Raw genomic sequence first — 26387 nt, 5'->3', positions numbered from 1 at the left:
GGGCTTTCGCCCCCTTGTTGATCAAGATACGTGTTGCAGAAATTCGCGCAGGCGCTCGCTGGGCGGATTCGTAATCAACGTTTCTGGGTCGCCATCTTCTGCGATGCGACCTTTATCAATAAAGATCAGGCGTGAAGCCACTTTATGGGCAAAGCCCACTTCGTGGGTGACGATCACCATCGTCATACCTTCCTCGGCCAGATCTTTCATGACGGTCAATACTTCATGACGCAGTTCCGGATCGAGTGCAGACGTCGGCTCATCGAACAGCATCAGCTTCGGTTTAACCGCGAGTGCACGGGCGATGGCGACACGCTGCTGTTGGCCACCGGAAAGCTCGGAGGGGTAGTGATGCGCGCGTTCTGACAGACCCACTTTCGCCAGTAATTCCAGCGCCAGTTTCTCGGCATCGGCTTTATTCGCGCCGCGAACCCGAATAGGGCCGAACGCGACGTTTTCCAGCGCCGTAAGATGCGGGAACAGATAAAACTGCTGGAACACCATCCCTGCTTCCTGACGGATTAAACGCTCGTCAACACGCGGATCGTTCACTTTGAGGCCGTCAACAATCAACTCGCCGCTGGTAATCTCTTCCAGTTTGTTGATGCAGCGCAGCAGCGTGGATTTACCCGAGCCCGAAGGCCCGATGATGACCACAACTTCACCCTGGCCGATGGTGAGATCGATATTGTGTAAGACCTGCGTCTTGCCAAAGTGTTTGGATACGTTTTTAAATTCAATCATATAATCTTAAGTCTTCTTTCCAGACGACGCAGAATAAAGCTGAGGATCAGCGTGATGCACAGATAAATAATGGCAACCGCAGTCCAGATTTCCAGCGCACGGAAATTGCCCGCGATGATTTCCTGACCTGAGCGCGTGAGTTCAGCGACACCGATCACAATAAACAGTGACGTATCTTTGATGCTGATAATCCACTGGTTACCCAGCGGTGGCAGCATGCGGCGCAGGGCGAGTGGGGCAATGACATGGCGTAACGTCGCGCTGCGTGACAGCCCAAGTGCAAGACCCGCTTCACGGAAGCCGTTATGAATCGACAATACCGAACCACGAGTAATTTCCGCGATGTAAGCACCAGAGTTAATCATGATGGTCACCACGGCGGCGGCAAAAGGATCAATCCTCACGGACGTGAAAATCATCGGCAGGGCAAAGTAAATAAACATCACCTGCACAACAATCGGGGTGCCGCGAATAATTTCAATAAAAACGAGCGAAATGCGGCTGGAAAACCAGCCGCCGTAGGCGCGGGCAAAACCCGCGACCACGCCAATCACGAGGCCGCCAAGCAGACCCAGAACAGAAATCAACAACGTCATTTTTGCCCCTTCCATCAGGAGGGGCAGAGAAGGCCAAATGGCGCTCCAATCAAACTGCATGGAATATCTCCAGATTAAATCGGCAATTACTTAGGTTCTACGCCAAACCACTTCTTGTAGATCTCAGCATAAGTGCCGTTTTCACGCAGTGTTTTCAGGGCGCCATTCACTTTTTCACGCAGCTCGTTGCTGCCTTTCGGGAACGCGATGCCGTATTGCTGGGCTTTAATGGAATCACCTACCGCTTTAAACTGGCCGTTGCCTGCGGTTTTGATGAAGTAGAGGATATTTGGCGTATCGTGCAGCACGGCATCAGCACGGTTGGTGCCCAGTTCCATGTAGGCGTTGTCGATGTTCGGGAACTGGCGCAGATCTTTGGTTTTGATATTGGCTTTCGCGTAATCAACGGAACCCGTGCCGCTCTTCACCGCAACGACTTTACCCGCCAAATCCTGCTCGCCTTTGATATCGTTGTTGTCCGCTTTGACCATCACGAGCAGGCCGCTATCGTAGTAACCGTCAGAGAAATCGATTGCTTTTTTACGCTCTTCAGTAATGGTGATGCCTGCGAGCGCCAGATCGATGTTACGCGTTTGCAGGGCAGGAATAATACCGCCGAAGTCCATTGGTTTCAGGGTGTATTTCAGGTTGAGTTGCTTAGCAATAGCATCCCAGAGGTCGATGTCAAAGCCGACGTACTTGTCACCTTGTTTGAATTCAAAAGGGACGAAAGCGGTGTCGGTTGCGACAATCAGTTCTTTCTCAGCCGCATAGCTAGAAATACTCATCATCAGCGTCAGGGCAGCCAAAGAGGCCTTAAGTCGTGATTTCATCAAATCCTTCCTATTAGCAGTTGTGGGAGCTTTTTGTTTTACAGGCGTTTTTAAGCATAGTACGAAAGTAAAACCCATTCGAACATGAGGCCAGTGACCATGCATTGTGCTTAACCTGTTGCTTTTTATTTTATCACCTTGCCGGCGGTGAAATTTTCATCTCCGATTCGCTCAGGCAAAGCGCTGTTATGATTAACTGATTTATACGAGGGAAACAACCGTTGATTAGCGTTCTGCCCAATTAATGCAGGCAAAAGCTAATTTTTTGAGCGTCTTAACGGATAAAATGCGTGATTTATGCGGGTTGCACGAAGAAAGAGCATGGCTTGAGTGGGTTTTCTGGGCAGTAAAAAAGGCTGCCTGAGCAGCCCTTGAGCACGTTCGCAGAAAGTAATGCGGACGATAACGCCGATTATTCGATGTTTGATTCAATAAACCACAGGAACTGGTCCAGATCGCGTGATGCGGCAGTCAGAATATCCGCAGAGGCTTCATCTTCCGTTTTACCAATTGCCTTGCGTACGTTGTTGGCGACAATCGCATAACGTTCGGCCAGCGCTTTCAGATGATCCTGAACGCTATGGATATTGGTTGGGTAGCTTTTCAGCGAGGTTTGTTTCCCCACAATTTGCACGGTACCCAGCGCAACACCGCCTATCTGTACCACGCGCTCGGCGATGGTATCCTGATGGTCAATAATCGAGGTGCGGAAGCCGTCCAGCATTTCATGAACGGCGATAAAATTTGCACCACGCATGTTCCAGTGTGCCTGTTTGGTAATCAATGACAGGTCGATGAAATCAACAACCAGTTGGTTTAACAGCGCGATCGTCGAGGTCTTCACGCTATCATCCAAATCATTGCGAGTGTAAAGCAGTGCGGACGGTGCTGATTTCACGAGTTTGGCGGTAGACATAATAGTTATCCTCTCTTTAATTATTGATAGTCTTACTGTTCAATGTGATTAATTATAGCAGTGATAAAAATTAATATTGAAAAGAATCACCTATCAAATGGATAGCTATAGCATAACGATGGTGTAGGTATTTGTAGTCAGGATTTATCTGATATCAATAATGTGATGGCGGTGATGTAAACGTAATATTTTAATTGTCATTGAAATATCATGTCATATATTGATAAATATCATCATTGGTTAGATGAAAATAATTATTATTCTCCGCTATTGTTTAAATAGAATGACAACGTCGTTTCTCTCTTAAAATATAGCGTGTGCGAGTAAAAGGAGTTGTGACGAATGAGAGTGAATATTATTGGCACCCGTGGAAGCGGTAAATCTACGCTCGCTCGCCGCTTGTCTGAAAAGCTGGCTAGTCCGTACATTGAAATGGATGCATTATTTTGGCTTAAGGACTGGCAAGAACGGGCGGGTGCCGATTTTTTTCAACAGCTTGAAAGGGCTCTGGAACCTGAAAGCTGGGTATTGGATGGCAACTATAATCGAACGCGAGATATCAAATGGCGCAATGTTGATGTCGTGATTTGGGTTGACTACTGTTTTACCCGCACGCTTTTTCAGGCGGTTCGGTGTGCCTATCTTCGGGTATGGCGCAAAGAGGAACTTTGGAGCGGCACGGGCAATAGGGAGTCTTTTCTCCGCAGTTTCTTTAGTCGGGATTCAATTATCCTCTGGACGATGAAAACCTATTCAAGCAACCGGAAACGGTATTTGGCGGATTTAGCCGATCCTCGCTATCACCATATCCGTTTTATGACTTTGCGTTCTCCTCGGGAATGTAAAATTTTTCTGCAACATTTCCCCAAGGAAATACGCACTCATTCTGCTTGAGTCGTCACTTTGGCTGCGCCCGCGGGTTTTATTGTCAGCGTTGCGCCGATTGACGCGATGATAATAAAGATAAGCGCCATCCACTGTATGAACGATAAATGTTCACCGAGAAAAAGGATCCCAGAGAGGGCGGCAATAGCGGGTTCCATACTCATCAGCGTGCTGAACGTTCTGGCAGGCAGACGAGTTAATGCCACCATTTCCAGAGAATAGGGGAGCGCGGTGGACAGGATGGCGACGGCAATGCCGAGTGGGAGTATCGAGAGCGAAAACAGCGTGCTCTCGGCGTAATACGCGCCAATAGGGCAGAAGATCAGCGCGGCAATACAGGAGCCGATAGCGACCGTTCCCGGCCCATGATTTGCCCCCGCTTTTTGCCCAAACAGGATATAGAGCGCCCAGCAGGCACCTGCACCCACGGCGTAAGCCGCACCCGTCAAGTCAACATTGCCGATATTGTGACCCAGTGGTAATAAGAACCACAGCCCAGCAACGGCCAGAAAAATCCATAGAAAATCAATCGGTCTGCGTGAGGCTAACATAGCAACAGCAAGCGGGCCGGTGAACTCCAATGCGACAGCAATGCCGAGCGGCACCGTCTGCAATGAGAGATAGAACAGAAAATTCATCCCGCCTAGCGTAATGCCATAAACTAACAGCGGCAGGCGATTACTGCTAAAGCGCATATGCCACGGCTTGAAGATGATGCACAGAATTATTGTACCAATTCCCAGACGCAGTGCGGTGACGCCTGTGGCCCCAATGAGCGGAAATAGGCTTTTTGCCAGAGCGGCTCCACTTTGGATAGAAAGCATCGAGATAACGATAAGCAATACAGGGACTAATGATGACGAACGGCGGGAAAATAAGGTCATTCTTTTGGCCTTAAAACAGGTATAACATTCCGTTGCTATTATATCCAATTGTAAACAATTTGTCTGGTATGAATTGACTTTTATTGACCTTTATTTACGCAGCATTTGATTGCTTTATTTTTTGCACGGTACTATTAGCATGAAAACTGAGCGGAAAGTTCAGAATTATCTGTTTTACTACCCAGTAATGAATTTATTTTTAATCTAATTGTCACAATAAAAAATTCAATATAATTAGAGTGATAGGTTTGTTCTGACAATATTTGTTACATCTAAAGCCTAATTGATAAATATTTATAGGGCGGCAATTTCCGAACTTCTTTGTTATATTTACTGCGTTAGTTAGTCTTTCATAAAATGAATCTGAGGCTGTAAATATGAAAAAAATCGCGTGTCTTTCCGCTCTGGCTTGTGTATTAGCCGTTGGCGCAGGTTCTGCATTTGCTGGTCAAAGCACTGTAACTGCAGGCTATGCTCAAGGTGATGCTCAGGGCGTACAAAATAAAGTTAAAGGTTTTAACCTGAAATATCGTTACGAGCAAGATAATAACCCATTGGGCGTTATTAGCTCTTTCACCTATCTGGAAAAAAATAGCAGCGATAGTGGTATCTATGACAAAGGCCAGTACATGGGCTTTACTGCCGGTCCTGCTTACCGTTTGAATGACTGGGCAAGCCTGTACGGCGTTGTTGGTTTCAGCCATGGTAAAGTAACGAGCAACAATACCAACGGTCAGGATAACCGCAGCAATGACGATTACGGTTTCACCTACGGTGCTGGCGTTCAGTTTAACCCGATCGAGGACGTTGCTCTGGATGTCGGTTACGAACAAAGCCGTATCCGCAGTGTTGATGTTGGTGCTTGGGCTGTTGGCGTAGGTTACCGCTTCTAACCTAACCCTGTAGGGTTTACTTACCCTCAGCGTTGGTTGTTAACTGTGTCGGAAGAATCCGCTCTTTTCAGGGCGGATTTTTTTATGGCGCTAAATCAGCGACGAGTTTCGCCAGTCATTTATCCAGTCACTTTCCAGTCGGTCGACATCCCGTCGTTCTTGCCAGCGTTGATCAAATGCATCCGGTATCGGTCTGTCATAAGATTTTATCTTGACGTTAAGATTCTTTATGTGAAGATAATGTTCATCAAGTCGTAGTGATTTGCTCAAGCTATTGAGGTTATACATGGTAGTGATATCAACGGCCCGCACGCGGGCTTTTCTGTTCTTCACGATTATCCTGTTGGGGCTGAATTTGCGTCCTGTTCTGGCGGGAATTGGTCCGCTGCTGAATCAGATTCAGGCTGCAACGGGTCTGGATGACAGCATGGCGGGGATGTTAACCACGCTCCCGGTGTTCGCTATGGGATGGTGTGCGTTATATGGCGGTCAGTTACAGGCGCGTCTCGGTGAATATCGGGGGATCACGCTGGGCATCGTGGTGATTGCCTTGGCGTGTAGCGCACGCTGGTGGCTGAATAGCGGTATTGCGCTGCTGGTTAGTGCCGCGCTTGCTGGAATCGGGATTGCCTTGATTCAAGCGCTGGTGCCGTCGTTTATCAAGCTCCATTTTGGTCGCCATAGCAGTCTCCTCATGGGTTTTTATACCACGGCGATTATGACCGGTGCGGCGTTTGCGGCTTCATCGGTTTCTCCGCTGGCAAATGCGTGGGGCTGGCAAAGTGCGCTGGCCTGCTGGGGGATTGTGGCGCTAGTTGCTGCGGTGGCCTGGCGGTGTATCCCGAAAGCGTATACCGTGAAACAGGATGCGGTGGCTATCGTAGCAACGCGCCGAAGCGGAATGGACTGGCTGCTGATGGTGTTCTTCGGCATTGGTACGGGGGCGTATACGCTGGTGCTGGCATGGCTGCCACCGTATTACATTCAACTGGGGTTAGATGCGACGCAAAGCGGCCTGATGTTGGGCGGATTAACGCTGACGGAAGTGATTTCTGGCCTGTTGGTGTCAACGTTCATCAACCGTTTTCCCGATCGACGTAAACTGCTGCTTCCTATCCTGAGTGTGATGCTGGTGGGGATGATTGGGTTGATTGTAGCTCCGCTGACGTTCACGTATCCCATCATTATCATGCTGGGCGTTGGCATTGGTGCGCTGTTCCCGCTATCGCTTATCGTGGCGTTGGATCAAGTGACCGAATCACATCAGACCGGTTCACTGATGGGTTTTGTGCAGGGCGGCGGTTACATCCTTGCCAGCCTGATGCCTTTGCTAGCTGGTTTTATACGTCAGCATACGGCGGGTCTGGAGCAGGCCTGGATGATTATGACCGTCGGTGTGGTCGTGTTGATTATCATGGCGACCCGCTTTGCTCCGGTGAAGGGCCCGAATCGCTAGCCGTTTGTTGTGTTATAAGCGAGCGGAAACCCGCTCGCTATCATTAATTTGTCGGTGGACGATAGCGCCATAGCCAGCGCCCACTCATCAGGCGACGGTAATAGAAGAACCCGCGAACAATCCAGTCAAAGAACATCCCCATCCACACGCCGATCACGCCAAAACCGAGCACCACGCCGAGGATATATCCCGCGATGACCCGACATCCCCACATCCCTGCCATTGCCACCCACATGGTATAGCTGGCGTCTTTCGCGCCTTTCAGACCCGCGGGAAGTACCCAGGATGCCGCCCAGATGGGCATAAATAGGGCGTTGAGCCACAGGAGATGTTTTGCCACTTCAATAACTTCCGGCTCATTGGTGTAAAACGACGCCAAAAAGCTGGCGCTCGGCACCGACAGGACGGCAAGTACACATAGACCGATATTGGACAGCCAGAAGATGTGCTTCAACTGGCGGGTGGACTGCATGATCTGGCCTTTCCCCAGCCGTGTGCCAACGATAATCGTGGCGGCGGCACCGAGTGAATTACCGGGAAGGTTGATCAGCGTTGAGATGGAGAAAGCAATAAAGTTTCCGGCAATGACCTCAGTTCCCATATCTGCCACAAAACGCTGTGTGATGAGCTTGCCGATGTTAAACATCACGGATTCAATACTGGCGGGAATACCAATACTGAGCACTTCATAGAGGATCGACAGGGTAAAAGGCGCAAAGTAAGACTTGAAGGGAATACGCAGCGCACCGTTAAAACCGTGCATCAGCGTCAGAATCACGAATACCGCACCGATATAGCGCGAAATGGTAATACCAATGCCTGCGCCAACAAAGCCAAGGCCATCCCAGGAAAATGCACCGTAAATCAGCAGGCTACTGATAGCAATATTGAGAATGTTCATCCCAATGTTGATGACCATGGGCAACTTGGTATTGCCCGCGCCCCGTAACGCGCCACAGCCTACCAGCGCGATGGCGACAGCCGGATAGCCCCACACCGTCCAGCGAAGGAACGTGAGAGCAAGGGCTTTAACCTGTACGTCGGCCTGTCCTGCGATCAGATCGATAATCGCTGAACCGGCGAATTCAACCAGCGCGACCAACAGAAACGATGACAGAACCAGTAATGACATCGATTGACGAGCGGCAGATCGCGCCTGCTTTCTGTTGCGCTGTCCCAGGCTGAACGCGACAACAACGGCGGTCCCTAATGCGACAGCGGTAAAGAACGCGATGATGACCATATTGAAACTATCGGCCAAACCGACGGCCGCCATAGCCTCTTTCCCCAGCCAACTGACTAGGAAGGTGCTGAAAACTCCCATCAACACGACGCAAAGGCCTTCAATAAAGATCGGGAAGGCTAGCGGTGAGATTTCTCTCCAGAAGAGAACGCGGTTGGAGTAACGCTTTTTATACCAGTCTGTGTCTTTTAATTTTTTCATGAAACGATCTTGGCGGTATCTCAAGTTTCCCAGTCGGCACGGTAAACAGAGCCATAAGGTGGCTCGCAAATAGCATTATTTTTGCACAGTACTTATTCATACAGTGACTTACCCATACTGTTACTGATCCATTTTTGTACGATCGCGGCAGCATGGTTGTTTTTTAAAATAGCGTTTCTATTTACAGAGTATCAGCCGCTAAATCGATGTCCAGTCTGGATTGCTTTCCCCGTGTGGAAAGTTGTTGCGTGTGTCCATTATTTAATTTAGATTTTGCTTAATTAGGTTTTTCTAAATTAAAGGTGAGACGCGGACAATCAGCGGTCTCACCTTCCTTGTCGACTGAATGCCGTGTTTAACGAGTGCATTATGACGAGTTTCAACGGCTCAAAAGAGGATCACGATCATGCCAACACCCGTTTCTATCTCACCCGCTCAGGCTCGCAAATTGTTAGATGAAGGGGCGGTACTCATTGATATTCGCCAGCCGAGAGAATATGCCCGCGAGCACATCGCACAGGCAACATTGCACCCACTGAATTCCTCTGTCGGGTATGTTCTTCCTGCTGATGAGAGGGAAGGAAAGATTGTGATCTTCCATTGTTTGTCTGGCATGCGTTCGGAGCAGAATGCCGATTTGCTGGCGCAGGCGGTTTCACCTGCAACAGTATTGCTTCTGGAAGGGGGAATGGCCGCATGGAAAAAGGCAGGATTTCCAACGGAAGTGAATCGTAAGCAGCCGATTGAACTCATGCGGCAGGTTCAAATCGTCGCTGGCGTACTGATTCTGGGTGGTGTATTACTGGGCTACAGCGTAAACAGCGCTTTCTTCCTGCTCTCCGGTTTTGTCGGGGCAGGGCTGCTGTTTGCTGGTGTGACGGGGTTTTGTGGCATGGCAAGGCTGTTGATGAAAATGCCGTGGAACCGTACCGCCAAACGCTGATGTGCTGGGATGGCTTGCCAGTAAGCGGAGTGTTAACCGATAACGTTAAAGAATAGGGGCAGTAAGATGGACATGAAAAACATTCCGTTTGGTACGACCGACTGGTCGCAAATAGAATCCACCGAACATCGGGGTGAGACGGGGATCGCCTATTGGCGAACACAGCGCTTTGATAATATTCGGGTTCGTATTGTTGAGTACACGCCAGGCTATCTGGCCGATCACTGGTGCTCTAAAGGGCATATTTTGCTGTGCCTTGAAGGTGAACTTCATACGGAATTAGATGATGGTCGTGTTTTTGTCCTCAAACCGGGAATGAGCTATCAGGTTGCGGATAACGCGGAATCCCACCGTTCCTATACCGAGACAGGCGCTAAGCTGTTCGTTGTCGATTGATGCCAGAGGGCTAACTCGGAATGACGGAGAGTAGCCCTCGATTTAGTTAATCTCACTATGATCTGATTCCATAACAATTTGCCGCCTACAACAAAGTGATCTTGACCCACCATCTCCGGACAGCTTTTGTCTCTAAGTTAACGTTATCCGCTGGCTACGGTATTCTCTCGGTGAGAGGTACCCCAACGCTTTTGCGCTCGTTAAAACGATTGCGTCAAGATCGGCCCCCAGTGAATCTGCATATTTCGACAGACTGGTGTCGATGATTTTTAGATAGGTAAATGAATCAGACTCGGAATCAATGACGTCAACGTTATACCCGATTACAGAACCACGATTGGTTGTCGTCTGAGCGGATGCAGGATTAATTGTTAGTACCGATGTAAAAATGACCCACATGCCAATGTAAAACGGACCCACCTAGGGTAAAAATGGCAGCTTTGTAGCTGCCTATGTTGACATTGGAGTTACGCGTGGAGATTGCAGTTCTTTTACGTCACGGCATGTCTATTCGGGGTATTGCCCGGCAGCTTTCATGTTCCCGGCAGACTGTCCGCCGTTATATTCGCATGCAGGACTCGCCTGCTAAAGCCCGTTATTCTGCACGCCTTCCCCGACCCAGGAAGCTGGACCCGTTTAAACCCTATATTCTTGAACGTGTTGACGCTGCCAGGCCTCATTGTATACCGGTCAGCGGTATGCCGAGTGAGATCCAACTTCGCGGGTACGCCGGTGGATACAGCATGCTGACGGCTAGAACTTCCGCGGGCGCGGGTTGATTCATGTCACAGGTGCGACGAACTACATGCATTGTGGTGCGGTATTGGGCTTGGACTTGACTGCTAAACCTCAGCTATTAGAACAGGACATTTATGCGATGCGTTCTGCTGCATGGTTCTGGAATTCACGCAAATGCGGCGCTGTGGCTGATGACGTTGTTGCTGTAACCCGATTGATAAACGGCGGGAGTAACGGGTTGGTCGATCGGCGTGAGCGCTTCGAACGTGCCCGACAAGTTCTGGTATGAGTATCATTCCTAACTGGAAATTAGCCACTGGCACGCTGGTGGCTGGAATAGCGCTCGGTTGGTATGTGCAGGGGTGCGGTGGGATGCAGATGCTGCGGAGTTTGGTCGTCAGCAGTCTGACAACATCAGCGCGGGGCAGCAGGCAATTATTGCAGGGCAGGCGCTGGAATTTCAGCGCTTCAATGATATTGCCCGTCAAGCTAATCAGCATGGCACAAATATTAAAGTGAATTCAGATGAAACACAGATCGTTTACAGGACAATTATCAAACGTGACCCAGTTGGTCGTCAGTGCGTTAGTGATGATGTTGCTGATCGGTTGCTCGGCTACACGTACCGTTTACGTGCCAGCACAATGCGTACCGTTACCAGCGGTAACTGACTCAGTCGGTATTGGTTCGACGGCGCTTGATAAAGCTAACAATCAGCTTTCTGGAATACGTAGAACGGAATCCATTTATTCCTCGCAATAGTGGGGATATTTTATCAAGAGGAAGTGAAATGAAAAAATACGTTATTGCGCTAATGTGCCTGTTTTCAGTTTCAGCATTTGCAGAGACCTATAAAGGCTACCCCGATATTCCAGGTACCGCAGTCGGTTTTGCTACGGAGGTCGTCAGCTATACTCCCGGTCCTAAGGTGTCATCGAGTTTTAAGGATCCTAAGCGTGCCCTTGGCGCCCCTAATCGTTACAGTTCAGGAGAAACGACGTTCTCCCTTGGTGCAGCAGGTAGTCTTGTTTTGCGTTTTAGTCCATTAGCTATCAAGAAGGGTGGAACAGTAGACGCTGATTTTTACGTCTATGAAGTCGGGACATATGAGTCGTGGGATGCCTATGTATCAGTGGATGGAAATGAATGGATAAAAGCGACTCCTGTATTTAAGGATATCAACCCAGCTCCTAGTAATGTGGCGACGAATAGAGGCTCCGTAATTGGTTATGACGTTGATGTTATTGAGTCTACATCTGACTCATTTGCCTATCTAAAAATTGTAGACACCAGTTTGTCAACATATGCGGACTCGCCAGGCGCTGATATTGATGCAGTTGTCGTGACGAGCGCGAAAGCTCTGGGAAGTGAAGTATTTGTTGATACGGATTCCCGTAACGGAACGATTTACAATCTGTATCAAAATGATGTCACTGGCGCTGTAGGTGTCAAAATCATCAATAAAGATAACACCGTTTCGTATGTCCCTTTCTCTACCGATGATTCTCTGAAGGCCGTAGCATTGTCGCTACAAGGTGATTTCAATTGTGATGATGAAAAAGACATCAATGTGCTTGCGACAAAAACCGCAGACAATGTGCAGGTGAACATCATCAAGCAGCAAAATGGCACAGCCATTAAGACTATCGATAACTCAGTAACCAAGTAAGGCATTACAGCAGGCATTCACTGAGTGCCTGTGATAATGAATCGTTATCACGAGAGCATTAAAGTAATGAATTTAACTTTATGAAATATATAATTTATTTTTCATGTTGATATTTAGCGTATGCCTATAGCTATGCCTAAAAGTCAAAGTCATCCCATCAACAGAAAATATTGCCTCAAACTTCGAACCTTCAGACGATAAAGTATTACATCGGATCTACGCTGTTCAAGTGACAGAAAAACTGAAAAGAGTGGTGAATAGTTAGTCATTCAGCCTGGTTCAACTATCCTTTTTTAAGGAAAGGACAATTGATAGCGGATGATCATATGAAAAACTTGTCGGACAAAGACATTAAAGAAATCAAAAAATGGCTAAATATTGATACCTATCGGCAGTTTGAAAACATATCTCTTGAGCGGCTTTATCTTGAGCTGGTGATGAGGTCGCTGTTTTTTAGTTCTGACCATAGTGATTATGATCGCTGGGTGGTTAAAACTTATGCCAACAGTCTCTTCAGTGGGGATCCCTTCCTCATTACAGATAGTCATATGAATCAGCTTAAAACAAAAGCCAGACTTTTGGTATCCCCATACTTTTCTGTAACAACGACCGGAAGGGTGGCACATCTTTGTTTTGAAGGGATGAAGAAGTCGTTATTTGGCTGGAACAATGTTGATGATTATTGGATAGATGAAAAAGTCGACGAGCTCCCTGTTGCAGAGGCTATGCCGATATTATGTGAACACCGGGTTATGATAGAGATAAATCTCACCAGTGGCTCTGACGAAGAAATCGCTGAATCACTGAAAGCCATGCTTCCTAAGTGGCGTAAAATCCGGAAGATTGAGCCGGAGTCATTAGACACCATTCGCTTTGGTCACAGCACAATCAAGAAAATTATCGATTACAGACTGATCCCATTACTCGACATACTGACATGGGCAAAGCACCATGATATTCGGGTGTCAGATAATCACCTTTCCTCTCTGCTTCACTGCGATTCTGATGAGGAAAATAAAACAAGAATGGGGAGTCATATAAAAAATACTGACAAACCCCTTGCGCTTAAAACCGCCAGCAAGTCATTCATCCTTCAGTTTCATCATTTTCTTAACAAGAACAACCATTTGAAAGAAATGCGGGTTTCTGATGTTATAACGCTCGCAGACAAGGACTAAAAACACGCTAATTCTGGATGTGCTGAAATTCGCTTGTTTCCCTGAATTTTTCATATAGTCTCTTCTAAAAAGCGAGGAGAGACTATGAATACCCAGAATCGCCTTATTCGTTTCCCCGAAGTAATGAGAAAAACCGGATTTGGAAAAGCCTGGATCTATCGCCTTATTAGTGAAGAACGTTTCCCCCGACCTGTGAAAATTGGTATCCGTGCTGTCGCATTTGTTGAAAATGAAATTGATGAATGGATATTGACCGCGATTGAAAAAAGAAATGTATTTTAAAAGTGTAAAGAATTTCAATCAATAAAGGCTATATATTTTACAGAATATTTGACAGTGTTTAATGAGGGCTTTTGTTTAAAGGTTTCGCGGGGCGTTATTAAGTCTCAGGTGTACTTAATCTAAATTAAGTACACCATAGATATTAAATGTAAAAAATATCGTTATTATCCTATTGATTAAAAATAAATTTAATTATTATTGTCTTGTCATTTTCTTAAGATTTTTTTGTAAATTTATTATTTGTAATTTAATAATATATTGCACCTAGAGTGCTTTTGTAAAATATTTTAAGGAGAGAATATGGATCATATTAGAACGAATGCATTTATGTTTGATAATGGTGAGCGATATTGCCATGTTATTAACAGTCTGACAGGAGATCCGCTTTTTGATCCTAATATTTATATAACGACAAACGTCAGGAGCAAATCGGTGTCGATTAATACAATGGAGGTGGTTGCCGGAAGTCTGGTATTACTTTATCGATTTTTTCATATGAGAAAAATAGACATCGTGGATCGGATCACCCGAATGGAATTTTTAAGTTCTTATGAAATTGATGCGCTGGCTGATTTCGCTTCGGAAAACTTCAAAAATAGGAAAAAAACGTCCGGTAGCAGAAGTGTGAAAGCGCCGACAAAGTATTTCAGACTGACGTTTATTTGCCATTACCTTGACTGGCTATACCATCATCACTTACCGCATTCGGTAGACGTAAATCTTGACGCCCGGATCACAAGGATGGTGGCTGAACTGAAAAATAAAAGACCTGATTCTGACGGATATCGTGACTATATCCCTGAAAAGTCCTTAACGAAGGCGCAGCAAGATATTCTGTTTAACGTAGTCAGCGTCGGGTCTGCATTAAATCCGTTTTCTCCTGAGGTTCAGACACGGAACAGGCTCATCATTTTATTACTGTTCAGTTACGGGGTCAGAGCCGGTGAGCTTTTAAATCTCCGGATCAGTGATATTGATTTTGCCTGTTCCTCTATTACTATCCAGCGCCGCGCCAATGACAAATCAGATCCAAGGGTTAAGCAGCCGCTTGTCAAAACGCGGGGAAGGGTGCTCCTCTCTGAGGAAGCGGTCATGTCTGAATTATATAATTACATCCAGCAAGACAGGCTAAAAATAAGAAATGCAAAGAAAAATGATTTTCTTTTTATTACCTATAAGAAAGGGGATACAGAGGGAAATCCCCTGTCGATGTCGGCTTACCGGAAAATTATCCATACGATTAGCCAGTGCTCACCGGAGTTGTGCGGGGTAACCGGGCATCAACTGAGACACACATGGAATGATCACTTTTCTTCCATGTCAGACGCCCATGGTCTTTCTGAGGTGAGAGAAGGGCAATGCAGAGTGTATTGTATGGGCTGGGTGCCGGGCTCTGAGATGGCGATGATCTACAACAAAAGACATCTTACTAAAAAGGCAAATGAAACCTCACTGGCTGTTCAGCAAGAAATCATCAGGGAGATGTTATGAATAAAGTGAAAGAAAACAAACCCTGTTTAATGGCAACACGTTCAGGTTATTCATTTTCTCTCTCCGATACACGGTGGCATCTGGATAAGGATAATACGGTCAATATTTATTCTGTATTGCAAACATTAACCCCGTCATTGCATGAGGGGTATCTCAATACACTGGCTTTTTTTGCCTGTAAACGGAGTGCGGGTTATGTGGTGATGATCAATAACAGCATGAGGCGGTTTATCCGTGAGATGTCCCCTGATTATATTGATGAGTCAGCGATCCTGAATTACAGAGCTTCACCTGCAACACCGCTGGCAAGTCTGATGGTGCTGAGATGTTTTCTGATTAAGTGGCATTCCCTGGGTTATGCGGGTATCGATGACAATGCCATTACGCTGTTGAAAGCCATGAGAATAAAGGTTAAAGCGCCCGGAGACGTTGTAAAACAGGAAAGCCCTGAAAAGGGCCCCTTAACGGATACGGAGCATAAGGGATTAAATAGGGCGATCCACCATGCCGGGAAAAACGGCAGGATCACGCTGTCTGAGTCTGCAATGGCATTGCTGGTCAGCCTGACCGGAAGACGACCCTTGCAAATCACCTCATTAAAATATCAGGACATAAAAGAAGAGAATAATAGTGATTCTGGCTATTTCATCAACTTCCCCAGGATCAAACAGGGGGGCGGATTCAGGAGGACCTTCAGGCTCCTGAACGTTGATAAATATCTGTTTGATATTGTCAGGCAACAGGCAGAGGCGTCGGTAAGCCGGATTGAGAAGGCTATCGGCAGGGCGCTTCAACCGGCAGAAAAAGAGGATGTGCCTGTTTTTCTGTGTGAGTCGCAATGTCGTCTGAGCGAAGGTCAGAATATGACGGCGTTACTGGCGTCGGACAGACTTCATGCTTCCCGAAACGGGGTTAATGATGCACTGATCAACGTGGTTAATACCGAGCAGGTCATCTCTGAAAGAACCGGTGAAATCATGAAAATAAGTCCCCGACGACTCCGTTATACCCTTGGCACCAGGATGGCGCGTGACGGGTATGATGTGCAATACATTGCAGAGTTGTTAGATCACTCTTCCACGGCCTGTGCCGGGATTTATGTTGAAAATTTACCGGATAGTGTCGTCAGGATTAACGATGCTGTTTCTGACAAATTATCCTTTATTGCCGATGTTTTTCTTGGGAAAGAAAAGCCGAAAGTAAAAAGCTGTTCATCCTGTGCGACAGCCATTCCGTGTCATCAGTGCCTTTATTTCAGACCTTTCACTCACCAGAATAATGACGAGGTGGCGCATGGGTAACGTGACCGTATTCAAATCTCAGGTCGGGTTGAGTGCGGAAAAGAATACCGGTGATTTTATTGTTTTTTGCCGGGATAAGCTGACCGTATTTGGTGCGGATTTAAACTGGCATTCACCTGTCTGGAAAGGCATTGCAACGTTTTGCAAGCTGGGGACGGGGAGAGGCGCAGTCAGCAATGAATGTGCCATGGACAGCGATTTCATTTCTTTTGCCAAAAGCTATATCCGTTACCAGCAGGCGTTACGCCTGGTCAAACATCACGGTGCGGCACTCATGGCACTAAAGTGTCTGGAAAAAGCGCTGTTGCAGGTTTGCCGGAATGCCCATATCTATAACACGTCGGTTCTGGTGCTGGATGAAGCGATGCAGACCGCCAGACAGTATTATAAAGATAATGTGTTATACCAGTGTGGCACACAGCTTGAAAAACTGGCGCAGTTTCTTACGACCCACCGCTTCGTTAGCTGTGGTTTTTTTCGCTGGTGCAATCCGGCTAAACCCGATTTCAAAAATCATTACCTGCCTGAGAAAGAAGATCCGGACAGAAAGCATAAATTACCGGACGAACGGGCTTTACTCGCTATCGCTGAAATTTTTTCACGACCGAATGATGAACTCAGTGAGCGGGATTTGTTTACCACCTCGGTCTTTGCCCTGCTGATGTGCTCACCAAACCGTATTTCAGAAATTCTGGCATTACCGGCAGACTGTGAGATCACCCGGAAAGATAAAAATGGCGTGGAGCGTTACGGGCTTCGCTTTCATGCCGTCAAGGGCTATGGGGCCACTATCAAGTGGGTGCCTGATGTTATGGTGCCGGTTGCCAGAAAAGCGGTCAGCCGGTTACGCTTTCTGTCGGAAAACGCCCGTTCAATAGCGAAACGGGCAGAAAATCAAACATGTTCAGCAAAACCTAAGACTGCTGCACGCTCTGTAAACGAGAAGGTGATGCCGTGTCTGCCTGCGGATTTTCCCTGGTTTGATAAAGAAAAGTCTGTGCGATATAGCAATGCGCTGTGTCTGCTGAACAAATATCAGGGCTGTGAGAAAAGGGAGACGCGGGACGTTCAGATTTGCAGGCCAGCGTATTATTTCTTTGCCTCTGATATTGCAAAGATGAGACCTTCCGGCACGGTGAAGAATATCTTTGCACGTCATGGTTATACCGATGATGAGGGGAACCCCTTATTTCTGCGCTCCCATCAGCCGAGGCACCTTCTCAACACGCTGGCGCATCAGGGGGAACTTTCAGAAATGGAGATCGCCAAATGGTCAGGCAGAGTCAGTGTCATGCAGAACCGTGCCTATAATCATGTCTCTCAGGAAGAGATGCACGAGAAAATCAAAGAGCTGAAGCTGGGTGCTCATGGCTACGCTCTGCCTGTCAGTATTCCGGTTATCACAGAAGAGCCGGATCACGGTGCGGTTCACGTCACGCCCTACGGTTATTGTGTTCATGACTACCTGATGCTCCCCTGCAAGAAATTAGCCAGCACGTTGCATTACGGCTGGGCAGGGGGAATGAACGGGCATGAGCCTGTCAAAAAAGTCCGTCAGCACCTTCGGATGGCGAAAAAGGCAGTGAAAGACGCGTATTTTGGTGCGGATAAATGGGTGGCGCACCACGAAGCCGTATTATCTGTTTTAGATAAAATGCAGAGCAAAAAAATGAAAATATCTTATAAAAATTAATCATCAGGAGGCCGTATGGCAAAACATTTAACATCATCAGATATCACAGTCATTAAAAAAACGCTTCAGGGCTGGCAAGGAAAATTAACATGGGAAGCGCTTTGTATCGAAGTTGAAAAATTTATCGGAAAGAAACCCAGTCGTCAGTCATTGAATATGCATGAAGATATCGTGGCTGCCTATTTAATGAAAAAGAAAATGATACAGACAAGCCGCGTTGAACCAAAGAAACCCGCCAGCCTGAAAATTGCGGCGCAGAGAATACGACATATTGAAAACGAGATGGCAATGCTTGAGCAGCAAAACAACCGTTATAAAGAGCAGTTTTCCCTATGGCAGTATAACGCCAATAAATATGGGTTGAAATCGCACCAACTTAATGAACCGTTACCTGAAAAAAAGTGACTATAAACGAAAGCAGGTAGCGTAAATATATTTTTATAAATTGCTTGATTTTTAATTCAATGGTGATATTGATACGTTGTCAGGATGACAATTAATAATAATTTAAATGCAAGGATGCATAGTTATGAAAAAAATAAATATGAGTTTAATGGAAAGGTATCTTCTGTTGCTGGACAGGTTTGTTGATAAGCTCGATGAATCGGGCTTTTCAGAAGCGGAAATCACCGAGCAGTCTTATCTTTTTTGTGCCGGATTTTATATTAAATATCAGCAGGACATAGAAAATCTGACGTTTTCAAACCGAGAAGTGGTGCTAAGTTTTCTGCTTCTCTCTTACTATTGCCATATCGAGAAAATCAGTGATGACTTGATCGACAAAGCCCGTCTGAATAAAGTATTTCTTTCCATCATCAGCTTCATCATCAACAACGGTGGAAGAACCGAACGAATCTACGTGCATGAGAAAAAGAAGTATGACGCCAACAAGCTTATAAGGGCTTCAACGAGCGTCAGGAAGAGTGGTTGCCGGATGTGATTAAATGTATTAGCTAAGACCCGACTTGGCACAGTTGCTGCGCAGAGCTAAGAGTAATTTGACAGGCGGCTCTGTGCCAGAAACGGACCATTGATTGTTTTTTAAACTGCTAATTTATTTGGCCGCGGATCAATCTGGCACTGACCGGATCATTATAGAATGGATAGCGCAGCATTGAAGTTGAGGATGCGTGGGAGATATCTTAGTCATTTTAAATATTTGTTTGATATGGCTGCGAAAGTCTCCACCCCCGAAAAGATATTTACCAACCCGTCACTTACCATCTTTTTGAGTTGAAAAATGATACTATTTATGTTTCATTTACTGTATATTTGAGTGTCATAAATTAATCACAAACAATAATTAACTCTTTAACAAAGGATGTTGAAAATGGCAAATTGTTATTATCCGGGTTGTAAAAACGTTGCGAATACAAGAGAACATATACCACCAAAGTCATTTTTCCCAACTGATAAAACATTAAACCTGATGACAGTAAAGTCATGTGAGAAACATAATAATTCAAAAACTAAAGATGACATTTATGCTTTAACTCAGATATGTCTGTGTTGTTTAACCTCAGATGCAGATGAGAATGTTAATAAGGTTTTTAGTAGTAGCGTGATTGAACAATTGCAACATAATAACAAAGCGTTGCAAAGAACTATTTTTAAAAATTCCAAATCCAGCGATAAAGGAACCATCGTTCCTGTTGACACAGAGAGGATGAATAACTTTATGAACTGTTTAACCTTTGGTGTGATATACAAAAAAATAGGGAAAACAGTTAACTTAGATGATTATGTTATAAATAATGTCTATTTGGATTTCAACAATGAAAGCAACTTACCCCAAAAGATGAAAGATTTCTTCATTGGTCTTTACGGATGTTATTTCGAATATAATAATGAGTTTGAATTTTTGAAAAGCTCTTTCGAAATCAAGAAAGGATATAGCGAAGACATATATAAAGTGAACATAATGGGGATGGACTCCTTAAAAATGAATAAAGAGAATGAGTTTGGACACAATGTGACTGTTAACCATCTTTTTTTTGGAAAGTTCAGAGTAACGACTCTAATTACAAGAAGGTCATTACCAAAGAGCTGAATGAGTTTTCCAGTATTGAAATGAAACAGACTGTACTTGCCTTGCTACTGCGACAGCTAATAAATGCACCAGTGTTGCATTTAAAATTATTGCACTCAGGCAATTTTTAAAGAGCGCCATATGGCACCTTTTCACTCACAGCAGACCTCTGCTCAATTAACTCGTCCGCTCCGTACCAGAAGCAGACGTTCATAATTTTGATTCTCATGCCAGGGGTAGTTCAGCTATATTACAGAATCTTCTGCTGGCGGGTTTTAGCCCATATAGTGGATAGGAAGATTGTAACGGTGGATTGTATTTAAAAATGACAGATGTAAAAGCATTCATGGCTAAAGAAGTCGGCGAGTATCTTGTCGATATGTGGTGGGGGAGCATCAAGTCTTCACATGAAGAAGCTAGGAAGCCAATTACGTTAGATTATGATGAGGCGCTGGCTGTTTATGCATATACAAACTGCATGCCGCCATTTTTTGAAGATATTAATGGTGCTCTACGATGTGGAGAACACCACTACTTGGTCGATCTAATTGATTCTGCATTGCAAAAACTTCCTGTTCACTCTGAAAGCTTGACCTATCGCTGGGGAAACATTGGTAATGATATACAGCTTCTTTTGTCTAAAGGCGTAATGACCAATCTGGCATATACAAGCACAAATCTACAAACTCGTCGTTATGATGGCACTGATTTTGATGCTGATTCAATGCGTATTTTTATGCATTTAGGTAGAGACATTTCTTTGTATTCTGATGATAACAGCCTAGGTCTTCAGGAAGCTCTTATCCCAAGAGGATCAAGCTTTCGTTTATTGGCGCAAAATGTTGTTCCAGAATTCATGTACGATTTGATACAAATAGCTTAGCTGTTATGTAGAAAATTAAACCTATTTTATTGCTAACTAAAAACCACATCTTGTGGGCGTGGTCATCAGTAGGTTTTGGTTCTACCTTATTGTCTTTTTATTTAGATTTAACAGGACTAGCAGATACTTCTTTTTAGGGATTTTCAGTACGTCCCTATGGGGCGCATTCAATGTCACCCGCTATGCGGGTGGATTTTTACTAACAGCTAAATTGAAATTCAATTGTATATTTTCTTATTAGGCATTTTCGAAATATTTTTCCATGTCATCAACTTCAGTACCTACAATTTCAGTAATTCCCGGTATCAGTGGAAAGAGTGGATTTTTTTTATCTTGATCAAAGAAGAATTTAAGCAGTTTCTCACAAGATTTAACGTATTTGTCAATATCACCAGACAGCAACTCGCTCAGCACTTGAGAAGTTGAATTCGATTTACTATGAACTATATTATTTCTTAGTTCCTCCAGTTTTTTAAAATGTCCCCAAAATGACTTTTGTGCAGGAGAATCGCAGCGATAAATATCTGGAAGTATTTTAGAAACCTTTTCTGTTGTGGTTATCCACCTTTCAATCCCTAGTTTGTCATAAACCTCAATAACCCCCTTTTTGTTTGAGTCTCTTTTATAACTATAATCATCAGGTATAGCTGAATTACACATTGCTTCGATAGCTTTGTAACTGAATACTATTGTCTTTTGAACCTCCTCTAAGTAATCATAAATATCACCAACATCATTTTCAAAAAAATTTTTTCTTTTATCACTTTCTATTTTTTGGATGATCGATTTTCTAAGTGATTGTGATTTTTTAAGTGAATTATTGGCAATATTCATTGATAAAGATATTTCATTTGGTCTAGATAACGATATTTTTTTATTTCCTATTTTGGCATCTATGGTTTCTTGCAAAAGAATAAGTTTATCTTTTTTCAAATCTACGATCATCAAAGGTGTATTTGAGCGGGCTATGAAATTAATTTTCTGTTTTCCATTTGATATGGAAGACCAGTTTTCCGTAATTTGTGAAATTATATAATTTAAACCTTTTTTTAATGAAATTGTATTTTCTCTCATGATTAACCCTGTTTTTATATGGATAATAGCTGTGGTATATATATCTTAGCATTAATACTACAAGGGTTATAAGACCTATATGAAATAAAAATACTGACATCAGCATTGTATTGATGTGTCATAGTCCGGCTACCGTTAAGTCGTTCTAGTTCTTGGTGTCGGTTGGAGCTAACATTGACTAACTTCCTGTTGATTAAGAAACTACAATGTTAGTGATGTCTTCATCGTTTCTGATAGTAATTGCCAACTTCTTCTGTTCGCTCAACGCAGCCTGTCAGATTTGATTGTGCTCTGCCAGAGAAAACTTCCAGTTCAAGTCTAAGCTAATGCAGATGAAAAAAGCCCGTAGCGGTGAAACTACGGGCTGATGCTTTCCCTGATGCTTTCCCTGATGCTGCTTATGACTTATAGGTTATTTCGAGGGCGAGACTTTCCACTTGCCTTCAAATTTAAAGAACTTGAGCTCCATGGTTGATGTTCTTTCACCCAGAAACGGGAGCTTTGCATTGTATTCGACTGTGCATTTGTAACCGCCGTCACTGTCTTTGTCTTTACAGGCGATTTTCTTGGCTGAATTGAAAACGACTCTTGCTGATTCAGATGGTGCGCCTTTGTTCATTTCTTCAGTAAAAGACTGCATTGCCTTAGATACGTCAGCATCTGATGGTTCGCTGTCACAGCCGGTGAGAAAAAAGGACAGCACCAGTAATAAACCTAAGGATAATTTTTTATTCATCATGGCTCTCGTTTTGAGGATTGCTGAATTTAAAAGGATTTAAAATGCACCGCGTTTCATTTCACTGGCACCGGCAGTGAATTCATAAGAACTGACTTTTTCACCTTTAAACGTGATGAGAATTGATTTTTCTTCAATATCCGTTCCGCCAGTCAGTATTCCGACAATCGGAATATATGATGTTGGTTTACTGCGGTAGTTATGCATAGAATAAGACCATTTCTCCTCATCATCTGAGGTGATACGTTTATCCGGCTCACCAAAGGCAGTTAATACTTCTGACTTGGTGGTTTTTCCTTTTACAATTTTAGCTTTTACGTCTTCCTGCGTTACATTTTTCAGAGTCTGATTACCGAAGGAATAACATCCAGAGAGAGTGAGTGATACCAATGTTACGATGATAAATTTTTTCATTAATTTAAACCTTTAAGGATTTACTATTATTAGGTCTTAACGTGTAAATGAACTAACCAGATTTCTGAATTCGACATTAAACTTGCTAGCCCTGATGTTTAACCATCTGATGAGGACATGACAGACCAGTGTTGATAACAAATAGATATCCCATAAATCATCATTTTTAAAATCAAAAAGGAAAATAATAAATGAAACGGCAGAGATAATATTAGTTACGATAAAGGTAACAGGGAAAAAGCTTGGGACGGGCATAGCAGAACTATAGACACTAGCAGTAAATCTTACTATAGGTCGAATAAACAAAAGCAGAGTCAATGTCGTTAATCCGAAGACAATAAAACATTTTTCCGGCATGTTTACATGTCGTTCTTTGGTGGTTTCATTAACGATCAGTGCATCATGAAATGATGCATAGGAATGATGGTCATGATAGCCATTGAATTCGTATTTTTTAATACGATGTGATTCACGGAACGGTAGGCCATGCGCGGAAATTTGTGTCTCATCCCCAGCATCTGTTTTTACCCAGATAGTGTCATTGTTCGGGTTGTAGCTGATGACAGTGCCTGAGAGGGTTTCCTGAAACGTATATGCGCGACCGCAAAATTCAAATTTTTCGGTAGTGATTTGCTCTTCCCACTGTTGGCGGATCCAGATTCTGGAATCTGCGTCTTCTTTCCTATTTTTGTTGTAGGCAAAAAAAGCCCAGATGAGCAGGGGAGCACTGACGGGTAGCCAAAGCCACCAAAGCTGAATTGCACCTGCCATAAAAAGCCAGTCGATAAACACAGGAAGCAATACGCCGATCCAGAAACGTCTCATGAATAAAAGGCTCATACAAATTCCTTAATAGCTGAGTGAAAGTCATATTCGATGTATGAAGAGGTCAGGAACTATGTATGAGACGAAGTTTGTCATTGCTGAACCTATATCGTTAGTTGAATAAGTAAATAGACCAGTTAAATCAGTCTATTATGGGAAAAGGAACAGCTACATTTTGAACAGTTGTGATCAAACAAAGCAAATCGCTTATAACGATCGATGGTTTACTTGTGATAGTTAAAAGCTATCATAAATTAAATATAGATCGGTATTAACGATCGTTAATCTTGTCTTTTTTGTATGAAGAAAGGCTTGTAGGGCGGCTTCTCAGCCCTACATTTGGAATGATGATGAGTGTGATTTTTGCGGAGTTTGGATGGTGGTTTTTGGTGTCGCTGTAATTTCTATCATCTCCATGCCCGTGATGGTGTTGTGTTTTCTGGGGCGTTTGAGCATAGGGATTTTGAGTTTTTTCAACATGCCAATGATGGTGTTGAGGTAGGGAATGGTTTCTAACCATTTGAAACCCGTCAGCACCGTAGCTGCGGATTTTCTGCGATGAGCTTCTTTTGCCGCTTCGGTTGCATGTGCTTCTTTACCATCTGCACCAGCTTCTTTTACTGCTTCGGTTGCATACGCTTCTTTGTTACTTGCAACAGCTTCATTGTGAAGCGTTGTAGGATAAGTGATAGCGTATTCGTCCTGACCGCCGTCTTTATTGGGGGCAAGCGTTTCGGCGGGGCTGTTAACGTCTTCTTTGATGATTTCAGGGGTATCTATAGCATTGGTCATATCAAGAGCTTCGCTAACCGATGCCTTACTGACTGAGGGCATTTTCAATGCAAACAGGAAAGCATTGTCGCGTTCCGGCTGGTAATCGAGTTTGTCTTGTAGGGTAGACCAGGAATAACCTTTACCTAACTGCGAAGCTTTGAAGCAATCCCCTGGTATTCGAATGAAAACCCATTCATCTTTCCGACAGAAGCGATATTCGGGACTGCCATGATATTTCGTGCCACAAGCTGTGTCACAAACTCAGTGGTGGATGGTTTACCGACAAGTAATGCTTCCAGAGCTTCCTGGATTACCGATTTTGGCGATAGCTCTCCTTTATACTTCTCCATCATCGCTTCGTTACGTGACAGCTTTTTAGGCTTTGGTTTTGCGCCCATCGGTTTCTGTGTCGGGGATTTTCTGGATAGCGAAGGAGGGAAGGGTAAAGCTGGAGATGCTTTAGTTTCCGGTCCTTTGGTTATGGTCAGTGAATAATCGCGTTCAAGCTGCTGAATGATACGGGTGCTGATGAGGTTTTCATTTTTGCCCAAGTAAAGGCTTCCGTTGGTGAGATCGATACGACTGGCAATAATGTGAATGTGCTGGCCTGCTGCGTCGTCATGAAGGATATAACATCTCAGGTGCGTTTCAGCGAAGCCCATACGAGCCATGTAATCATCGGCTATCTTTGACCATTCCGAATTCGTTAACGCTTCGTTCTTCGGTAATCGAAGCGAATTATGCCAGACGGGTTTGACCACATCCGGACGAAGCGTTTTTGTGGTATTGAATTCGGCGATCAGATCTCCGGCTATATCCCCCAGCATGTTCCCACCAATCACAATCGGATCTTTTTTATGGTGAGAGCCTGGCTTTAATGCGTAGAGAACAACACCGGCGAAACCCTTACCCCGCCTGATCTTCTGCATTCCCTTCATGGGAAGCACTCCACATATTATCGGTGATCAGATTTGTGCGAAGCTCTGAGATCTGACGCTTCACTGCAAAGAGTTCAGTTTGTGAGAGAGAACTATCATTGCTCTTGCTATCCAGATGAGCGACAAGCCTGTTTAACTTCTGCGAAATCTCACCAAGGGTTTTCCATGCTTCGAGATTAATAGAGGGAATAACAGAGGGAAGGTTATGCAGAAACGCCATACGCAGCCATTCACCTTTGCGGTGACCGCCACGCCTTTTATTCAGAAGCGATAATTCTTCATTATTTAATCTGACACTGACGCAATGGCTGCGAAGGATATTATTAAAAGTATTATTTTCGATCATATGAACTCCTTTTCATAAATTCTTTT

General features: G+C 44.6%; 29 protein-coding genes and 1 pseudogene. 18 read left to right on the top strand and 12 right to left on the bottom strand.

All coding sequences use genetic code 11. The features are described from left to right. Positions 1-21 precede the first annotated feature (21 nt). From glnQ to dps, 4 genes are all read right to left on the bottom strand, one after another. On the bottom strand, positions 22-744 hold the full coding sequence (gene glnQ, locus EO763_RS13605; protein ID WP_161529263.1) for a glutamine ABC transporter ATP-binding protein GlnQ: 723 nt from the start codon (positions 742-744) through the stop codon (positions 22-24). Next, the gene (gene glnP / locus EO763_RS13600; RefSeq protein WP_010294864.1) at positions 741-1400 is read right to left on the bottom strand and encodes a glutamine ABC transporter permease GlnP; all 660 of its coding nucleotides are present in this window, start codon (positions 1398-1400) and stop codon (positions 741-743) included. Before glnP ends, glnQ begins: the two co-directional genes overlap by 4 nt. 26 nt (positions 1401-1426) lie before the next feature. Continuing rightward, positions 1427-2173 (bottom strand): glutamine ABC transporter substrate-binding protein GlnH, encoded by a 747-nt coding sequence (gene glnH / locus EO763_RS13595; RefSeq protein ID WP_039493511.1) that lies wholly within the window; start codon positions 2171-2173, stop codon positions 1427-1429. Positions 2174-2585: 412 nt separating this feature from the next. Continuing rightward, positions 2586-3089 carry a DNA starvation/stationary phase protection protein Dps gene (dps, locus tag EO763_RS13590; RefSeq protein ID WP_015839848.1) on the bottom strand — a complete coding sequence of 168 codons (504 nt, stop codon included), beginning with the start codon at positions 3087-3089 and terminating at the stop codon, positions 2586-2588. Positions 3090-3431: 342 nt separating this feature from the next. On the opposite strand from dps, the gene EO763_RS13585 reads away from it, so the two are divergent. Further along, entirely contained in the window at positions 3432-3983 is a 552-nt protein-coding gene (locus EO763_RS13585; protein WP_161529262.1) for a P-loop NTPase family protein, read from the top strand. On the opposite strand, the gene rhtA is transcribed toward EO763_RS13585, so the two are convergent. Beyond that, positions 3971-4858: a threonine/homoserine exporter RhtA gene (gene rhtA / locus EO763_RS13580; RefSeq protein WP_161529261.1), complete on the bottom strand. Its 888-nt coding sequence runs from the start codon at positions 4856-4858 to the stop codon at positions 3971-3973. The two genes, EO763_RS13585 and rhtA, sit on opposite strands and share 13 nt — an antisense overlap. Before the next feature lie 377 nt (positions 4859-5235). Between rhtA and ompX the strand changes: the two genes are divergently transcribed. Further along, positions 5236-5751, top strand: coding sequence for an outer membrane protein OmpX (ompX, locus tag EO763_RS13575; protein ID WP_039493514.1), 516 nt, complete (start codon positions 5236-5238; stop codon positions 5749-5751). A 286-nt stretch (positions 5752-6037) separates the two neighbouring features. Beyond that, complete coding sequence (locus tag EO763_RS13570; RefSeq protein WP_161529260.1) at positions 6038-7207, top strand: MFS transporter; 1170 nt, start codon at positions 6038-6040, stop codon at positions 7205-7207. A gap of 43 nt (positions 7208-7250) precedes the next feature. Here EO763_RS13570 and EO763_RS13565 read toward each other — a convergent pair whose 3' ends face one another. After that, entirely contained in the window at positions 7251-8651 is a 1401-nt protein-coding gene (locus EO763_RS13565) for an EmmdR/YeeO family multidrug/toxin efflux MATE transporter (protein ID WP_161529259.1), read from the bottom strand. A gap of 406 nt (positions 8652-9057) precedes the next feature. On the opposite strand from EO763_RS13565, the gene EO763_RS13560 reads away from it, so the two are divergent. The 15 genes from EO763_RS13560 (at position 9058) to EO763_RS13490 (ending at position 21254) form a co-directional block, all read left to right on the top strand. Continuing rightward, positions 9058-9594: a rhodanese family protein gene (locus tag EO763_RS13560; protein ID WP_161529258.1), complete on the top strand. Its 537-nt coding sequence runs from the start codon at positions 9058-9060 to the stop codon at positions 9592-9594. 66 nt (positions 9595-9660) lie between these two features. Beyond that, positions 9661-9990 carry a DHCW motif cupin fold protein gene (locus EO763_RS13555; RefSeq protein WP_161529257.1) on the top strand — a complete coding sequence of 110 codons (330 nt, stop codon included), beginning with the start codon at positions 9661-9663 and terminating at the stop codon, positions 9988-9990. A gap of 452 nt (positions 9991-10442) precedes the next feature. Next, positions 10443-10769 (top strand): helix-turn-helix domain-containing protein, encoded by a 327-nt coding sequence (locus EO763_RS13550; RefSeq protein WP_341874901.1) that lies wholly within the window; start codon positions 10443-10445, stop codon positions 10767-10769. Positions 10770-10795: 26 nt separating this feature from the next. Beyond that, positions 10796-11017 (top strand): hypothetical protein, encoded by a 222-nt coding sequence (locus tag EO763_RS13545; protein WP_161530395.1) that lies wholly within the window; start codon positions 10796-10798, stop codon positions 11015-11017. A 73-nt stretch (positions 11018-11090) separates the two neighbouring features. Continuing rightward, on the top strand, positions 11091-11399 hold the full coding sequence (locus EO763_RS13540; RefSeq protein WP_161529256.1) for a hypothetical protein: 309 nt from the start codon (positions 11091-11093) through the stop codon (positions 11397-11399). A gap of 119 nt (positions 11400-11518) precedes the next feature. Beyond that, a complete protein-coding gene (locus EO763_RS13535; RefSeq protein ID WP_161529255.1) occupies positions 11519-12397 on the top strand; it encodes a cell envelope biogenesis protein OmpA in 879 nt (292 codons plus the stop codon). A gap of 326 nt (positions 12398-12723) precedes the next feature. Next, on the top strand, positions 12724-13575 hold the full coding sequence (locus EO763_RS13530; protein ID WP_039493522.1) for a DUF6387 family protein: 852 nt from the start codon (positions 12724-12726) through the stop codon (positions 13573-13575). A gap of 84 nt (positions 13576-13659) precedes the next feature. After that, positions 13660-13857 (top strand): helix-turn-helix transcriptional regulator, encoded by a 198-nt coding sequence (locus tag EO763_RS13525; protein WP_038911511.1) that lies wholly within the window; start codon positions 13660-13662, stop codon positions 13855-13857. A gap of 300 nt (positions 13858-14157) precedes the next feature. Then, a complete protein-coding gene (locus EO763_RS13520; protein WP_208851955.1) occupies positions 14158-15348 on the top strand; it encodes a tyrosine-type recombinase/integrase in 1191 nt (396 codons plus the stop codon). After that, on the top strand, positions 15345-16649 hold the full coding sequence (locus tag EO763_RS13515) for a site-specific integrase (protein ID WP_161529254.1): 1305 nt from the start codon (positions 15345-15347) through the stop codon (positions 16647-16649). Before EO763_RS13520 ends, EO763_RS13515 begins: the two co-directional genes overlap by 4 nt. After that, the gene (locus EO763_RS13510; protein WP_161529253.1) at positions 16642-18342 is read left to right on the top strand and encodes a DNA-binding protein; all 1701 of its coding nucleotides are present in this window, start codon (positions 16642-16644) and stop codon (positions 18340-18342) included. The genes EO763_RS13515 and EO763_RS13510 overlap by 8 nt, the downstream gene beginning before the upstream one ends. Before the next feature lie 15 nt (positions 18343-18357). Next, entirely contained in the window at positions 18358-18747 is a 390-nt protein-coding gene (locus tag EO763_RS13505) for a hypothetical protein (protein WP_161529252.1), read from the top strand. Positions 18748-18871: 124 nt separating this feature from the next. Then, on the top strand, positions 18872-19282 hold the full coding sequence (locus EO763_RS13500) for a hypothetical protein (protein WP_103199400.1): 411 nt from the start codon (positions 18872-18874) through the stop codon (positions 19280-19282). A 390-nt stretch (positions 19283-19672) separates the two neighbouring features. Further along, positions 19673-20392 carry a hypothetical protein gene (locus EO763_RS13495; RefSeq protein ID WP_161529251.1) on the top strand — a complete coding sequence of 240 codons (720 nt, stop codon included), beginning with the start codon at positions 19673-19675 and terminating at the stop codon, positions 20390-20392. Positions 20393-20696: 304 nt separating this feature from the next. After that, a complete protein-coding gene (locus tag EO763_RS13490) occupies positions 20697-21254 on the top strand; it encodes an ADP-ribosyltransferase family protein (RefSeq protein ID WP_161529250.1) in 558 nt (185 codons plus the stop codon). Between the two features lie 237 nt (positions 21255-21491). Here EO763_RS13490 and EO763_RS13485 read toward each other — a convergent pair whose 3' ends face one another. The 6 genes and pseudogenes from EO763_RS13485 to EO763_RS13460 all read right to left on the bottom strand — a co-directional run bounded on the left by EO763_RS13485 (position 21492) and on the right by EO763_RS13460 (position 26361). Then, a complete protein-coding gene (locus EO763_RS13485) occupies positions 21492-22328 on the bottom strand; it encodes a hypothetical protein (protein WP_161529249.1) in 837 nt (278 codons plus the stop codon). 412 nt (positions 22329-22740) lie between these two features. Beyond that, positions 22741-23067 (bottom strand): hypothetical protein, encoded by a 327-nt coding sequence (locus EO763_RS13480; protein ID WP_244321989.1) that lies wholly within the window; start codon positions 23065-23067, stop codon positions 22741-22743. Between the two features lie 36 nt (positions 23068-23103). After that, positions 23104-23478 carry an META domain-containing protein gene (locus tag EO763_RS13475; RefSeq protein ID WP_103161085.1) on the bottom strand — a complete coding sequence of 125 codons (375 nt, stop codon included), beginning with the start codon at positions 23476-23478 and terminating at the stop codon, positions 23104-23106. Positions 23479-23514: 36 nt separating this feature from the next. Next, positions 23515-24318, bottom strand: coding sequence for a hypothetical protein (locus EO763_RS13470; RefSeq protein WP_161529248.1), 804 nt, complete (start codon positions 24316-24318; stop codon positions 23515-23517). Positions 24319-24636: 318 nt separating this feature from the next. Then, a pseudogene (locus EO763_RS13465) lies at positions 24637-26015 on the bottom strand (relaxase/mobilization nuclease domain-containing protein). Beyond that, positions 25984-26361, bottom strand: a complete 378-nt coding sequence (locus tag EO763_RS13460; RefSeq protein WP_161529247.1) for a hypothetical protein — start codon at positions 26359-26361, stop codon at positions 25984-25986. Before EO763_RS13460 ends, EO763_RS13465 begins: the two are co-directional and overlap by 32 nt. Positions 26362-26387 lie beyond the last annotated feature (26 nt).

This window comes from Pectobacterium odoriferum, assembly GCF_009931295.1.
Lineage (GTDB): Bacteria > Pseudomonadota > Gammaproteobacteria > Enterobacterales > Enterobacteriaceae > Pectobacterium > Pectobacterium odoriferum.
This window is presented reverse-complemented; position numbering and strand designations above follow the sequence as displayed.

Bases quoted from the DNA above. Each gene is read 5' to 3' on its own strand.
- EO763_RS13485 (WP_161529249.1), bottom strand. From the start codon at position 22,328: ATGAGAGAAAATACAATTTCATTAAAAAAAGGTTTAAATTATATAATT.
- EO763_RS13525 (WP_038911511.1), top strand. From the start codon at position 13,660: ATGAATACCCAGAATCGCCTTATTCGTTTCCCCGAAGTAATGAGAAAA.
- EO763_RS13545 (WP_161530395.1), top strand. From the start codon at position 10,796: ATGCATTGTGGTGCGGTATTGGGCTTGGACTTGACTGCTAAACCTCAG.
- glnP (WP_010294864.1), bottom strand. From the start codon at position 1,400: ATGCAGTTTGATTGGAGCGCCATTTGGCCTTCTCTGCCCCTCCTGATG.
- EO763_RS13460 (WP_161529247.1), bottom strand. From the start codon at position 26,361: ATGATCGAAAATAATACTTTTAATAATATCCTTCGCAGCCATTGCGTC.
- EO763_RS13505 (WP_161529252.1), top strand. From the start codon at position 18,358: ATGGCAAAACATTTAACATCATCAGATATCACAGTCATTAAAAAAACG.
- EO763_RS13565 (WP_161529259.1), bottom strand. From the start codon at position 8,651: ATGAAAAAATTAAAAGACACAGACTGGTATAAAAAGCGTTACTCCAAC.
- dps (WP_015839848.1), bottom strand. From the start codon at position 3,089: ATGTCTACCGCCAAACTCGTGAAATCAGCACCGTCCGCACTGCTTTAC.
- EO763_RS13495 (WP_161529251.1), top strand. From the start codon at position 19,673: ATGGCAAATTGTTATTATCCGGGTTGTAAAAACGTTGCGAATACAAGA.
- EO763_RS13475 (WP_103161085.1), bottom strand. From the start codon at position 23,478: ATGAAAAAATTTATCATCGTAACATTGGTATCACTCACTCTCTCTGGA.
- EO763_RS13480 (WP_244321989.1), bottom strand. From the start codon at position 23,067: ATGATGAATAAAAAATTATCCTTAGGTTTATTACTGGTGCTGTCCTTT.
- rhtA (WP_161529261.1), bottom strand. From the start codon at position 4,858: ATGACCTTATTTTCCCGCCGTTCGTCATCATTAGTCCCTGTATTGCTT.
- EO763_RS13515 (WP_161529254.1), top strand. From the start codon at position 15,345: ATGAATAAAGTGAAAGAAAACAAACCCTGTTTAATGGCAACACGTTCA.
- EO763_RS13535 (WP_161529255.1), top strand. From the start codon at position 11,519: ATGAAAAAATACGTTATTGCGCTAATGTGCCTGTTTTCAGTTTCAGCA.
- glnQ (WP_161529263.1), bottom strand. From the start codon at position 744: ATGATTGAATTTAAAAACGTATCCAAACACTTTGGCAAGACGCAGGTC.
- EO763_RS13530 (WP_039493522.1), top strand. From the start codon at position 12,724: ATGAAAAACTTGTCGGACAAAGACATTAAAGAAATCAAAAAATGGCTA.
- EO763_RS13570 (WP_161529260.1), top strand. From the start codon at position 6,038: ATGGTAGTGATATCAACGGCCCGCACGCGGGCTTTTCTGTTCTTCACG.
- EO763_RS13510 (WP_161529253.1), top strand. From the start codon at position 16,642: ATGGGTAACGTGACCGTATTCAAATCTCAGGTCGGGTTGAGTGCGGAA.
- EO763_RS13550 (WP_341874901.1), top strand. From the start codon at position 10,443: ATGTTGACATTGGAGTTACGCGTGGAGATTGCAGTTCTTTTACGTCAC.
- glnH (WP_039493511.1), bottom strand. From the start codon at position 2,173: ATGAAATCACGACTTAAGGCCTCTTTGGCTGCCCTGACGCTGATGATG.
- EO763_RS13555 (WP_161529257.1), top strand. From the start codon at position 9,661: ATGGACATGAAAAACATTCCGTTTGGTACGACCGACTGGTCGCAAATA.
- EO763_RS13470 (WP_161529248.1), bottom strand. From the start codon at position 24,318: ATGAGCCTTTTATTCATGAGACGTTTCTGGATCGGCGTATTGCTTCCT.
- EO763_RS13520 (WP_208851955.1), top strand. From the start codon at position 14,158: ATGGATCATATTAGAACGAATGCATTTATGTTTGATAATGGTGAGCGA.
- EO763_RS13585 (WP_161529262.1), top strand. From the start codon at position 3,432: ATGAGAGTGAATATTATTGGCACCCGTGGAAGCGGTAAATCTACGCTC.
- ompX (WP_039493514.1), top strand. From the start codon at position 5,236: ATGAAAAAAATCGCGTGTCTTTCCGCTCTGGCTTGTGTATTAGCCGTT.
- EO763_RS13500 (WP_103199400.1), top strand. From the start codon at position 18,872: ATGAAAAAAATAAATATGAGTTTAATGGAAAGGTATCTTCTGTTGCTG.
- EO763_RS13490 (WP_161529250.1), top strand. From the start codon at position 20,697: ATGACAGATGTAAAAGCATTCATGGCTAAAGAAGTCGGCGAGTATCTT.
- EO763_RS13560 (WP_161529258.1), top strand. From the start codon at position 9,058: ATGCCAACACCCGTTTCTATCTCACCCGCTCAGGCTCGCAAATTGTTA.